The sequence below is a fragment of the Ruegeria sp. K7 genome, assembly GCF_056531785.1.
The window spans coordinates 187,936-201,229 of the sequence record NZ_JBQFMJ010000005.1; the positions used below are offsets into that span (position 1 = coordinate 187,936).

At 58.5% G+C, this 13,294-nt stretch carries 10 protein-coding genes; 5 read left to right on the plus strand and 5 right to left on the minus strand.

What is annotated here, in order from left to right:
• Positions 1-5 precede the first annotated feature (5 nt).
• From ACR0FE_RS11345 to ACR0FE_RS11365, 5 genes are read left to right on the plus strand one after another with little or no spacing between them, the layout of a single operon-like run.
• Positions 6-1,088 carry an ABC transporter permease gene (locus ACR0FE_RS11345; protein ID WP_480912808.1) on the plus strand — a complete coding sequence of 361 codons (1,083 nt, stop codon included), beginning with the start codon at positions 6-8 and terminating at the stop codon, positions 1,086-1,088.
• A gap of 5 nt (positions 1,089-1,093) precedes the next feature.
• Positions 1,094-2,773 (plus strand): ABC transporter ATP-binding protein, encoded by a 1,680-nt coding sequence (locus ACR0FE_RS11350; RefSeq protein ID WP_480912809.1) that lies wholly within the window; start codon positions 1,094-1,096, stop codon positions 2,771-2,773.
• 4 nt (positions 2,774-2,777) lie between these two features.
• Complete coding sequence (nirB, locus tag ACR0FE_RS11355) at positions 2,778-5,213, plus strand: nitrite reductase large subunit NirB (protein ID WP_480912810.1); 2,436 nt, start codon at positions 2,778-2,780, stop codon at positions 5,211-5,213.
• The gene (gene nirD, locus ACR0FE_RS11360) at positions 5,210-5,542 is read left to right on the plus strand and encodes a nitrite reductase small subunit NirD (protein WP_170614615.1); all 333 of its coding nucleotides are present in this window, start codon (positions 5,210-5,212) and stop codon (positions 5,540-5,542) included. The genes nirB and nirD overlap by 4 nt, the downstream gene beginning before the upstream one ends.
• Entirely contained in the window at positions 5,542-8,181 is a 2,640-nt protein-coding gene (locus ACR0FE_RS11365; RefSeq protein ID WP_480912811.1) for a molybdopterin-dependent oxidoreductase, read from the plus strand. Before nirD ends, ACR0FE_RS11365 begins: the two co-directional genes overlap by 1 nt.
• A 100-nt stretch (positions 8,182-8,281) precedes the next feature.
• Here the strand turns inward: ACR0FE_RS11365 and ACR0FE_RS11370 are convergent, their stop codons facing one another.
• The 5 genes from ACR0FE_RS11370 to ACR0FE_RS11390 are packed head-to-tail and all read right to left on the minus strand — an operon-like array spanning position 8,282 to position 13,289.
• The gene (locus ACR0FE_RS11370; RefSeq protein ID WP_480912812.1) at positions 8,282-9,793 is read right to left on the minus strand and encodes a mannitol dehydrogenase family protein; all 1,512 of its coding nucleotides are present in this window, start codon (positions 9,791-9,793) and stop codon (positions 8,282-8,284) included.
• Entirely contained in the window at positions 9,793-10,566 is a 774-nt protein-coding gene (locus tag ACR0FE_RS11375; RefSeq protein WP_480912813.1) for an L-iditol 2-dehydrogenase, read from the minus strand. Before ACR0FE_RS11375 ends, ACR0FE_RS11370 begins: the two co-directional genes overlap by 1 nt.
• Positions 10,563-11,567 (minus strand): ABC transporter ATP-binding protein, encoded by a 1,005-nt coding sequence (locus tag ACR0FE_RS11380; RefSeq protein WP_480912814.1) that lies wholly within the window; start codon positions 11,565-11,567, stop codon positions 10,563-10,565. Before ACR0FE_RS11380 ends, ACR0FE_RS11375 begins: the two co-directional genes overlap by 4 nt.
• 12 nt (positions 11,568-11,579) lie before the next feature.
• The gene (locus tag ACR0FE_RS11385; protein ID WP_170614620.1) at positions 11,580-12,410 is read right to left on the minus strand and encodes a carbohydrate ABC transporter permease; all 831 of its coding nucleotides are present in this window, start codon (positions 12,408-12,410) and stop codon (positions 11,580-11,582) included.
• A 12-nt stretch (positions 12,411-12,422) separates the two neighbouring features.
• Positions 12,423-13,289 carry a carbohydrate ABC transporter permease gene (locus tag ACR0FE_RS11390; RefSeq protein WP_170375757.1) on the minus strand — a complete coding sequence of 289 codons (867 nt, stop codon included), beginning with the start codon at positions 13,287-13,289 and terminating at the stop codon, positions 12,423-12,425.
• Positions 13,290-13,294: the final 5 nt, after the last annotated feature.

The following is a 13,294-nucleotide window of genomic DNA, read 5'->3' on the forward strand; positions in this document are numbered from 1 at the left end:
ATCAGATGACAACGGTCGATCCAGAATTCAATGCAGACGCCGCCCGAGAGGAACGCCGCGCCCGCCTTTTTACCCGTATTAATGCCGCCGACAAATGGTTTCAGGTCCTTGGCCTCAGTTGGGCCACCCCGGTGCTGAAAGCAGCAGCGGGGGACAACCCGCGCGCCCAGATGACCGAGATCTGGCGGTTGCTGGTGGTCCCCCTTCTGTCGATTTGCGCATTTCTGCTGCTGTGGGCGACTTTGGCCCCCAAGGTGCAGACCTCTTTGGGTGCGGTCCCCGGACCGGCTCAGGTCTGGGCGGAAATGGTCAATCTGAACGAGGACGCGCAAGCCAAAGCCACCAAACGCGCCAAGTTCGAGGGGATGGTCGAGAAGCGAAACCAAAAGCTGATCGACGCGGGCCGCGCGGAAGAGGTCAAGCAGGTCGCTTACACGGGCGCGCCATCCTACTACCAGCAGATCTGGACCTCGATCAAAACCGTGTTCTTCGGGTTTCTGATCGCAACGGTGGTGGCCGTCCCGCTTGGCATTGCGGCGGGTCTGTCGCCAACAGCAAACGCTGCGCTGAACCCGCTGATCCAGATATTCAAACCCGTGTCTCCACTGGCATGGCTGCCGATCGTCACCATGATCGTCTCGGCAGTTTATGTCACCAATGACGGGTGGTTTGCCAAGTCCTTCCTGATCTCGGCCATCACCGTGACCCTGTGTTCGCTGTGGCCAACGCTGATCAACACTTCACTGGGTGTAGCCTCTATCGACAAGGACCTGGTTAACGTCTCCAAGGTACTGAAAATGAACACCTATACCAAGATCACTAAGCTGGTGCTGCCTTCGGCCCTGCCGTTGATCTTTACCGGTCTGCGCCTGTCGCTTGGTGTTGGCTGGATGGTCTTGATCGCGGCTGAAATGCTGGCGCAGAACCCCGGTCTTGGCAAGTTTGTCTGGGATGAATTCCAGAATGGCTCGTCCAGCTCTCTGGCCAAAATCATGGTTGCGGTTTTCACCATCGGCATCATCGGCTTCTTGCTGGACCGGGTGATGTACGCGCTGCAATCCCTCTTTACCTTTACGAATAACCGGTGATCGAGATGAGCATTCTGAGCTTCAAGAACGCCTCGAAATCCTTTGGTGAAGGCACCGCGCGGACCGTTGTTCTGAAAGGGATCGATCTGGATGTGCAAGAGGGCGAGTTTCTGGTGATCCTCGGCTTCTCGGGTACCGGCAAGACGACGCTGATCAATTTGATGGCCGGCCTGGATATGCCGACCAAGGGCGAGGTCACGTTCAAAGGCACTCCGATCAAGGGGCCGGGCCCGGAACGTGGCGTGATCTTCCAGAACTACTCGCTGATGCCGTGGTTGACGGTCAGCGGCAATGTGGGTCTGGCGGTGGATACGGTCTTTCCTGGCCTAAGCAAGGCCGAGAAAGCCGAGAAAGTGGCGGATTACGTCAAGATGGTTGGACTCAGCCACGCCGCCTCGCGCCGCCCGGCGGAGTTGTCCGGCGGGATGCGCCAGCGGGTTAACGTGGCGCGCGCGCTGTCGATGAACCCCGAAGTTCTTCTGCTTGATGAGCCTTTGTCGGCGCTGGATGCGCTGACCCGCGCCAATCTGGCCGATGAGATCGAACATATCTGGGAAGCCGACAAAAAGACCTGTGTCCTTATCACCAATGATGTGGATGAGGCGATCATCCTGGCCGACCGGATCATCGCTCTGAACCCGGACGGGACTTTGGGGCAGGAGTTCCGCGTGTCGATCCCGCGTCCACGGGATCGGGGCGCGATCAACAACGACGAGACCTTCAAACGTCTGCGTGCAGACGTCACCAAGTATCTCATGGATGTGGGTATCGAGGCCAAAGTCGAAGGCTCGCGCATCCTGCCCGATGTCACGCCAATCCACGGAGTCCCCACTGCTGTTGCCGAGGCACAGAAAGGAATGATCGAGAACCGCTTTCTCGATTTCTCGCAACTGCACAAGGTCTACCCGACGCCCAAAGGTCCGCTGACCGTGGTTGAGGATTTCGATCTGAAGATCGACAAGGGCGAGTTCATCTCACTGATCGGCCACTCCGGCTGTGGCAAGTCCACGGTTCTGACTATGGCTGCCGGGCTAAACGAAATCTCGAAGGGTGCGATCAAGTTGGATGGCCGCCACGTCGAAGGCGCCGATCCCGAGCGCGCCGTGGTGTTCCAGTCGCCCAACCTGTTCCCCTGGCTTAGCGCCAAGGAAAATGTCGCCATTGGCGTCGACAAGGTCTACCCCAAGGCAAGCATGGCCGAGCGGCAAGATGTGGTCGAATACTATCTGGAACGTGTCGGTCTAGCTGACGCGATGGACAAGTCTGCCTCCGATCTGTCGAACGGCATGAAACAACGCGTCGGCATCGCCCGCGCCTTTGCGCTGTCGCCCAAACTGCTACTGCTGGATGAGCCCTTTGGGATGCTCGACAGCCTGACGCGCTGGGAATTGCAGGAAGTCCTGATGGAGGTCTGGTCCCGTACCAAGGTCACCGCGATCTGTGTGACCCATGACGTGGACGAGGCGATCCTTCTGGCCGATCGCGTGGTGATGATGACCAATGGTCCGCAAGCGACCATCGGGAAAATCACCGAGGTCGACCTGCCGCGCCCAAGGACCCGTAAGGCATTGTTGGAACACCCCGATTACTACGCCTACCGGCAGGAAGTTCTGGACTTCCTTGAAGAATACGAACACGGCGCCAAGCCGAAATCGCCTGCCCCCAAGGCGATTGCAGCGGAGTGAAACCATGAAACAAAGACTAGTTGTCATAGGCGCAGGCATGGCTTCGGGCCGGGTGCTGGAGCACCTGACCGATGCTGCACCAGATGCGTTCGATATCACCCTGTTCAACGCGGAACCGCGCGGAAACTACAACCGCATCATGCTCAGCCCGGTTCTGTCGGGTGAGAAGACCTATGAAGAGATCGTCACCCATGACGACGCTTGGTACGCCGAGCGAAGGATCACCTGTCGCTTTGGCGAAAAGGTGGCCAGGATCGACCGCGAGATGAAGGTGGTCGAAGGGGCGAACGGCCATGTTCCATACGACAAGCTGTTGATCGCGACGGGGTCAAACCCGTTCATGATCCCTCTGCCTGGGCATGATCTGGATGGCGTGATCGCTTATCGCGATCTGGAAGATACCCGGCAGATGATGGGTATGGGCCCGGGCAACAAGGTCGTTGTGATCGGTGGCGGTTTGCTGGGTCTTGAGGCGGCTGCAGGCATGGCCGCCCACGGCGTGGACGTTACCGTCGTTCACATCATGGGCCACCTGATGGAGCGCCAGCTGGACGAAGCAGCCGGGTATTTGCTGAAGAAGTCGCTGGAGGACAAAGGCATCAGGATTTGCCTGCAGGCGAACTCCAAGGAAATCCTCGGACAGGATGGCAAGGTCCGCGCGCTTTTGTTGGACGATGGGACCGAGTTGCCCTGCGACCTGCTGGTCATGGCAGTTGGAATCCGCCCCAATACGGCACTGGCGCAGGAGGCCGGTCTGGCCACTGGGCGCGGCATTCATGTGGATGACCAGATGCTGACCTCGGACCCGGACGTTTTTGCCGTGGGCGAATGCGTCGAACATGACGGAGAAATCTTTGGCCTTGTCGCGCCGCTTTACGATCAGGCGAAGGTGGCAGCGCAGTCGTTGCTGGCGGAAGACGCTGCATTCGCACAGAAAACCCTCTCGACCAAGTTGAAAGTCACCGGCTGCGACCTGTTCAGCGCAGGCGATTTTGCCGAAGGCCCCGAGCGCGAGGATATTGTGTTCCGAGACCCCTCGCGCGGGGTCTATAAACGGCTTGTGATCGAAGAAGATCGTCTGGTTGGCGCCGTGATGTATGGCGACACTGCCGATGGCAGCTGGTTCTTCGGGCTAATCAAAGACGGCACCAGCATCGAAGAGATGCGCGAGACGCTGATCTTCGGCCCTGCCTATCAGGGGGGTGACACTGCGGACCCTCTCTCAGCCGTTGCAGCATTGCCGCTTGAGGCGGAGATTTGCGGCTGCAACGGCGTATGCAAGGGCAACATCGTCGAGGCGATCAATGCAGGGGCCGGCGATCTGGGCGCGGTGCGCGCTAGCACCAAGGCCAGTGCCTCCTGCGGCACATGCACGGGTTTGGTCGAACAGGTCTTGCAAGTCACTTTGGGTGATGACTTCCAAATGCCAACGGCGCAACCCGTCTGCCGCTGCACGGATCTGACCCATGAGGATGTGCGCCGCCTGATCAAAGGGCAGGAGTTGAAAAGCCAGGCTGCCGTCTGGCAGAAGCTTGGATGGAACACGCCCAACGGCTGCCATGTCTGCCGCCCCGCGATCAACTATTACTTGCTGGCTGATTGGCCGCTTGAGTATCAGGACGACCCGCAAAGCCGGTTTGTCAACGAACGCAAGCACGCAAACATCCAAAAGGATGGCACGTTCAGCGTGGTGCCCCGTATGTGGGGTGGGATTACCACACCAGAAGAACTGCGCGCCATCGCGGATGCGGCGGATAAATACGACGTGCCAACCGTCAAGGTCACTGGTGGCCAGCGGATCGACCTTCTGGGCGTGAAGGGTGAGGACCTGCCCGCGATCTGGTCGGATCTGAACAAGGCGGGTCTGGTCTCGGGCCATGCTTATTCCAAGGGTTTGCGCACGGTGAAGACCTGTGTCGGAACCGATCATTGTCGGTTTGGAACGCAGGACAGCACCGGGCTTGGGATCAAGCTTGAGAAAATCCTGTGGGGGTCGTGGACGCCTCACAAGCTGAAGCTGGCCGTGTCGGGCTGCCCGCGCAACTGTGCCGAGGCCACCTGCAAGGATATCGGCGTGGTTTGCGTGGACTCGGGCTTCCAAATCAGCATCGGCGGGGCTGCCGGCATGGATGTGAAAGAGACCGAATTGCTGTGCCAGGTGCCAACCGAAGACGAAGCAATCGAGGTTGTGATGGCCGTCACTCAGGCCTATCGGGAAGGCGGCAAGTACTTGGATCGTTTGTATAAATGGATGGGCAAAGTCGGCATGGGTTGGATCAGGGGGCATGTGGTCGACGATCTGGAAAACCGCGAGGCTCTGGTCGAAAGGTTCGAGCTGTCTCAAAGCATCTACCGCAAGGACCCGTGGGCCGAACATGTGCGGGACAAGGCGCAAACCTACGCGCCGATTGCAGATTTCACATTGGAGGCCGCGGAATGAGCTGGATCGACGTCGGGCATATCGATGAGGTGCCACTGCGCGGGGCGCGCCTGATAAAAACTCATATCGGCTGCATTGCGATTTTCCGAACTGCCGAGGCCGAAGTCTTCGCAGCTACCAATAATTGTCCCCATAAGGGCGGCCCGCTGTCCGAAGGCATCGTGCATGGTCAGTCGGTGACTTGTCCCTTGCACAATTGGGTCTTCGATCTGAACACGGGCGAGGCTCAGGGCGCGGATGATGGTCGCATCACCACCTATCCGGTGCGGCTGGAAGGCAGTCGTATCCTGCTGGACGACAAAGCGGCAACCCGGCGGAGTGCGGCCTGATGGACGGAACCGGGCTGCCTGAAATCCGGTCCACCTGCGCTTATTGCGGTGTTGGTTGCGGTGTTCTGTTGCGCCCTGATGGCGCCGGCGGTTTGGCGGTACGCGGCGATCCGGATCATCCGGCGAACCATGGGCGTTTATGCTCAAAGGGATTGGCATTGGGTGAAACGGTCGGGCTGGATCATCGCCTTCTGGCCCCGCAAGCATTTGGAAAGGATGTGCCGTGGGACGAAGCACTGCAACTGGTCGCCGATCGCTTTTTGTCCACTATCGAGGCCTACGGACCGGACAGTGTCGCGTTCTACGTGTCAGGGCAGATGCTGACCGAGGACTATTATGTCGCCAACAAGCTGATGAAAGGGTTCATCGGTTCGGCCAATATCGATACGAATTCCAGGCTCTGCATGGCCTCAACCGTGGCTGGCCACAAACGCGCCTTTGGGTCAGACACGGTGCCGGGAATCTACGAGGATATTGATCAGGCCGACCTGGTGGTTCTGGTCGGATCCAACCTCGCCTGGTGTCATCCGGTTTTGTACCAGCGCGTTCTGGCGGCGCGACAGTCACGTGGGACAAAGATCGTTGTTGTCGACCCGCGCCGTACAGCAAGCTGCGATCAGGCCGACCTTCATCTGGCTTTGCATCCGGGCAGCGATGTTGCTTTGTTCAACAGATTGCTGGTCAGCATTCACGAAGGCGGACACGTCGTGCCTGAATTTCTGGAGCAGACTGTCGGCTTTGATGAGGCGCTTAGAACGGCGCAGCGGGACGACCCGACAGTTACGGGCCTGACCACCGAAGAGATCGAGACATTTTGTGATCTTTGGACCGGGACCGAGCGTGTGGTCACCATCTTCAGTCAGGGCGTGAACCAATCCTCTAGCGGGACGGACAAAGTGAACGCGATCCTCAATTGTCATCTGGCGACGGGTCGGATCGGGCGCGAAGGGATGGGCCCGTTTTCCGTTACCGGTCAGCCCAATGCCATGGGTGGCCGAGAGGTGGGTGGATTGGCCAACATGCTGGCCTGTCACCTGGATATCGAGAATGAAAGCCACCGCACGGCCGTTCAACATTTCTGGAACGCGCCGAAGATCTGTGAAAAACAGGGGCTTAAGGCAGTGGACCTGTTTCGTGCCGTGAAAGCGGGTCAGATCAGGGCGCTTTGGGTCATTCACAGCAATCCTGCGGTTTCAATGCCTGATGCGGATAGCGTGCGACAAGCCCTTGAGAAATGTCCCTTCACCGTTGTCAGTGACCTGACGGTCCGGACGGATACGGCACGTCTTGCGGATGTGCTGTTGCCAGCGACAGGCTGGGCGGAAAAAAGTGGCACCGTAACCAATTCGGATCGCACAATCAGCAGACAGCGCGCCGTTCTGGCACCTCCCGGGCAGGCACGTGCAGACTGGGATATCCTTTCGGACGTCGGTCGTCGCATGGGGTGGAAAACGCCATTCAGCTACGACTCTCCGGCGCAGGTTTTTCGGGAATACGCGGCGTTGTCCTCAGTGGCTAAATCGTTTGGCAGGGATTTTGACGTCTCAAAGCTCGCGGATATTACGGAGGAAGAATACAATGAACTAAGCCCGACGCGATGGCCGGTGATACCTGGTGGAACGGACGGACGGTTCTTTGGTGACGGTCAGTTTTTCCATCCTGATAGGAAAGCACGTTTTGTGCCCGTTTCCCATAAGCCACCGGTTGCGAAAACATCAACGCAATACCCATTTCTTTTGAATACGGGGCGAAATCGGGACCAGTGGCACACGATGACCCGGTCCGGATTGTCACCTCGTCTATCGGCTCATCTCGCCGAACCTTATGTGGAAGTGAACCCCGAGGACGCGCGCCATCTGAGCCTCGGCTCTGCCGATTTGGTCGAGATCAATAGTTCGGTCGGAACTGGGATATTTCGACTTCGCATCACCGACACCGTCGCGCCCGGCCAAGTGTTCGCGCCGATTCACTGGACGGGGGAAACGGCCCCGGCGGCCCGTGTGGATGCGCTGATTCCAACTGTGACGGACCCCATCTCGGGACAACCGGAGAGTAAGGCAACGGCCGTGTCTGTTCGGCGCATGAATGCTGCCTGGTACGGGTTTGCAGTCTCTGTTGGGGGCCCATCGCCAAAGTCGGAGTATTGGGCGATTGCAAAGACGGACAAAGGTTACAGGCTGGAACTGGCAGGATACCATGTTGCCGAGGATTGGGAGAGTACTGCCCGAGAATGGTTCGGCCTGCCCGATGCCGTGTCTACTTTGATAGAAGATCAAAGGCGCGGGTCATTCAGAATTGCGTTCTCAGAGGGGCAACGCCTGTTGGCGGTGCTGTTTGTATCTTCTGAGCCGGTCACGCTGATGCGAGACTATCTTGCAACTTTGCCCGAGGTCGCACCACACCAGATTTTGTCCGGTCGGTCATCAGCGGAACTGGAAGACTGCGGCCCGATGATTTGTTCGTGTTTCGGCGTCGGGCTAAAAGCCATAATCCGCGCAATTCACGACGAAAAACTGGTTGATGTGGATGAAATCGGAGACGCCCTTCAAGCTGGAACGAATTGTGGTTCGTGTCGGCCGGAGCTTGCCGATTTGGTCGTTGAACATTCGGAACGGCTTTGCCAGACGAACTTGGCCTGAGGTGGAGTAGGGGGCTGTCCAGCGTCTGGAAACAGCGAAGCCAAGTTCTATTTTCTACGTCCATTTGGCTTGAGAGGGCACCCTTTTTTACGGTGCCAGATCAGTCTGGAGAGGGAGTCGAAGCCAGATACTCAGCTATCGCTGCCCGGCATCCCCGCTGCCAGATCGCTGTCAGCCAGCGGGCGAAATCGTTGGCGAAGGGAGTGTCTCGACCAAACGCACCACAGTACTGGCTTTGTTCGATCCACAGTTGCGGATTGGCCCTTGATGCCAGCGCCGTTTTTTTCAAGTCCTCCCAGTGAGGGTCGTTTGGGGCGATTTCGGATCCATTCTCGCGAACCCCCGCGCACATCCGGCACCAGAAAGCTTGGGACAGCGCAAGCCCGTTCAGGGATGAACCGGCCGCAAGCGCATCGCGCATCGAGGGTAGCAAGAACCCCGGATGGCGTGATGATCCGTCGAACGCGACCCGACGCGTCGAATCGTGGATTGCGGTATTCGAAAAACGCCCCTCGACCAATCCAAGATATTCAGTCGCGGTTGTTCCGGGGACAGGTTTGACATGGGGAAGAATTTCTTCGGCCTGAACTTTGCGGAAAAACGACACGATGTCGGGGTCCTGCATGCAATCTGCAATCGTGGGGACATTCAGAATTTCCCCGGCATTTGCCAGCAATTGGTGGCCGCCATTCAGTATGCGCAGTTTCATTGTCTCGTAACTATGGACATCTTGGGTCAGCGTCACGCCAACCTCATCCAGCGGCGGCCGCCCGTCACAAAAATCGTCCTCGATCACCCACTGGCGAAAGTTTTCATGCGAGACCGGCGCGCGGTCGTCGATGCCGAGGTTGCGGCATTGCGATATTAATTGTTCCGTCGTCGCGGGCACAATGCAGTCCACCATCGAGTTCGGAAACGCGCAATTCCGGTCTATCCAGTCGGCCAGATCGGGGTCGGACATACGGGTCAATCCAACGATACAGTTTCGCAAAATCGCACCGTTGCCCTGAAGGTTATCGCAGCTGAGCGCGGTAAAGGGTTTCAGACCGTTCGTCCGGCGCTGCCCGAGCGCGGCAACAATGGCGCCAAAAGCGGTGCGGGGCTGGTTGGGATTTGCCGCGTCATGGCGAATATCATCGTGGTTCAGGTTGAACGCACCGGTCTTGGCGTCCAGAAAATACCCGCCTTCGGTCACGGTCAGCGATACGATCCGGATGGCCGGATCAGCCATCTTCCGGATCAGAGATGCGTTGCCATCCTGAATCGGAAGGTAGTCGATCATAGGGCCGATCACCTCGGCAGATATTCCCTCGGGGTCCAGTTCGATCAATGTTGTCAGGCAGTCCTGCGCCAGCAATTTCTTTCGCATATCGGCGTCGTAGCTTCGCACACCCGCCCCGATAATCGCCCAGTCCAATGCCTGACCCTGCTGCATCAACTGGTGGATATACCAGGCCTGATGCGCACGGTGAAAATTACCCAAACCTATATGAACGATGCCCGGTCTCAGGTCCGCGCCATCATAATCCGGTGTTCTGACGGATGCCGGCAGGCCTTCAAGGCTGTCGCGCCGCACCCGAACCGGAGGTTTTGCGTTCGCCATGGGGTCCATCAGCTCATCCAGTTTCCGCCATCGACATTGTAGGTTTGAGCGACGATGTACTTGGCCTCGTCAGAGGCCAGAAACACCGCCATCCCGGTCAGATCTTCAGCGCGGCCCATCCGGCCATACGGAACGGCGGCCGCCACTTCGCGCTTTTTCTGACCCGGGGCCTTACCTTCGTGTTTTGCAAAAAACGCATCTACGCCGTCCCAGTGTTCTCCGTCGACAACGCCCGGGGCGATGGCATTCACGTTGATCCCATGGGAAATCAGGTTCAGGCCCGCCGATTGAGTCAGCGATATGATCGCGGCCTTGCTGGCACAGTACACAGCGACCAAAGGTTCGCCCCTTCGCCCAGCCTGCGATGCCATGTTGATGATCCGGCCCTTGATCCCGTGTTCGATCATGTGGCGCGCAACGGCCTGCATCGTGAACAATGTGCCAGCGACATTGATGTCAAAGACACGATTGTAGTCGGCACGCTCAATCTCAACGATTGGTGCGGCAGTGAAGATGGCCGCGTTGTTGATCAGAATGTCGATCGGACCGAAATGTGCGGCTGTTCGCGCGACGGCGTCATCTATGCTGTTCTGGCGGGTCACGTCCATCTCGACGGCCAGGGCAGCCTCGCCGATTTCACAGGCCGCCTCCTGCGCACGTTTGCTGTCAATGTCGGCGATTGCGACCCGCGCGCCTTCTGCAACATAGGCTTTGGCAAAGGCCAGCCCGATGCCTCGCGCGGCCCCGGTGATCAGGGCGGTTTTGCCTGTCAGACGTGTCATTCGAGCCGCAAGCCTTGCGCGTCAAACCGGTGGATCACATCTGCACGCGGCGTCAGGTGGATGCGGTCTCCGTGGCGGAACCCGACCTCGCCATCAGCTCGGACCGTGATTGTTTCTGCCAGACCGGTTTCGTGGACGTGAAAGAAGGTGTCCGAGCCCAAATGTTCGGAGACGCTGACGACACCGGACCATTCTCCTTCGGTCTCGGAAACGGCGATGTGTTCGGGGCGAATTCCGATGGTTTGCGCGCCATGTTTTGCGGCCTCTGGGCCTTCGATAAAGTTCATCCTGGGTGAACCGATGAACCCTGCCACAAACAGATTTCGGGGCGTGCGATACAGTTCCAGCGGGGTGCCGACCTGTTCGATCACACCGGCCTGAAGAACGACGATCTTGTCGGCCATTGTCATGGCTTCAACCTGATCGTGGGTCACGTATATCATTGTTGTCGCTAGGCGTTCGTGCAGTTCGCTGATCTCAAGCCGCATGCCGACGCGCAACGCGGCGTCAAGATTCGACAGAGGTTCATCAAACAGAAACGCTGCCGGCTCGCGTACGATGGCGCGACCAATGGCAACGCGCTGGCGCTGCCCGCCGGACAACTGCCCGGGGCGGCGGTCCAGATAGTCGCTCAGGTTCAGAACACTTGCCGCGCCTTCGACGCGTTTGTCGATCTCGGCCTGATCCAGCTTGGCCATGCGCAGGGGAAAGGCGATGTTCTTTCGTACAGTCATGTGCGGGTACAAGGCGTAGGACTGGAACACCATCGCCAGCCCCCGCTTGGCAGGTGGGACATCGGTGGCATCCGATCCGTCAATATCGATGGAACCCGACGTGATATCCTCCAACCCCGCGATCAGGCGTAATAGGGTAGACTTGCCACACCCCGACGGACCGACGAAGACGGTGAACTCACCATCCTCGATGGTCAGGTCCAGCGGGGGGATGACCTGTACGTCGCCGAAGCTTTTGGTCACGGACTTGAGTTGAATACGTCCCATGTGTCGTGTTCCTTATTTCACAGCGCCGAAGGTCAGGCCGCGGACAAGTTGTTTCTGGCTGAACCAGCCAAGGATCAGGATTGGTGCAATCGCCATGGTCGAGGCCGCGCTGAGCTTGGCAAAGAACAGGCCTTCGGGGCTGGAATAGCTGGCGATAAACGCGGTGAGCGGAGCCGCGTCGACGGCGGTCAGGTTGAGGGTCCAGAACGCCTCGTTCCAAGCCAGGATGAAGTTCAGCAGAACCGTCGAGGCGATGCCCGGGATGGCCATGGGCGTAAGGACATAGAGGATTTCCTCTTTCAGCGTCGCGCCATCCATCCGCGCGGCTTCCAGAATTTCACCCGGAATCTCGCGGAAATAGGTGTAGAGCATCCAGACGATGATCGGCAGGTTGATCAACATCAGAACCACGACCAGCCCCCCGCGCGTGTCCAGCAGACCCAACCGGATGAACAGCAGGTAGATCGGGTAAAGCACGCCAACGGCAGGCAACATCTTGGTGGACAGCATCCACAGCAGAATGTCCTTGGTGCGTTTCGAGGGGACAAATGCCATGGCCCAGGCGGCGGGCACTGCGATGATCACACCCAGAATGGTTGATCCGCCCGCGATGATGACCGAGTTCCACAGGAACCGCATGTAGTCCGAGCGCTCCTGTACGATCGCGTAGTTCTCCAGCGTCCAGTCGAAATTCAGGAACAGGGGTGGGCTTGCGATCGCCTGCGCCTCGGTCTTGAAGCTGGTCAGGATGGTCCAGAGGATCGGGAAAAAGATCAGCAAACCGACGGCCCATGCCAGGGCGGTGTTCAGCGATTTGCGGCGGGTTGTGACGGCGCGGGCCATGGTCTTACCTCCTCACGCGTCCAGGTTCTTGCCAACGATGCGCATCAGGAAGATGGCGACGATGTTGGCTAGGATGATGGCGTAGACACCTCCGGCTGATCCGAGGCCGACATTCTGGCTTTCCAAAACGCGCTGGAAGATCAGGTAGGTGAGTGTGCGGGTGCCGAACGCGCCGCCCGTGGTCACGAAGATTTCGGCGAAGATCGACAAAAGAAAGATCGTCTGGATCAGGATCACGATGGTAATCGCGCGGCTAAGGTGCGGCAGGATGATGTGATAGAACCGCTTCAGCACCGGCGCGCCGTCCATCTCGGCCGCTTCCAGTTGTTCACTGTCCAGCGACTGGATTGCGGTCAGCAGGATCAGCGTCGCAAAAGGCAGCCACTGCCACGACACGATCATGATGATCGAGGTCATCGACGCCTCGGACAGCCACGAAATTGGTTCGGCCCCGAAAAAGCGCCACAAGTGGGCAAGCAAGCCATTGACCGGGTCCATGAACATGTTCTTCCAGACCAGCGCGGACACAGTGGGCATGACAAAAAACGGTGCGATCACGAGGATCCGAACGACGCCTTGTCCCCACATTGGCTGGTCCAGCAACATCGCCAATAGAATGCCCAGAATAACCGTGATCACCAGAACGCCGCCGACAATAACCAGCGTTGCTTGCACCGCGGGCCAGAACGAACTGGATGAGACGAACCGGACATAGTTGTCGAAACCAACCCAGCCCAGATCACCGCCGCGCAGCGGCAGATACTTCTTGAAGGAAAAATACAGTGTCATCGTCAGAGGCACGAGCATCCAGCCAAGCAGCAGGACCACGGCAGGTGCCATCATCAGGCGCGCAACGGATCGGGAGTGTTGAGTAGCCATGATGC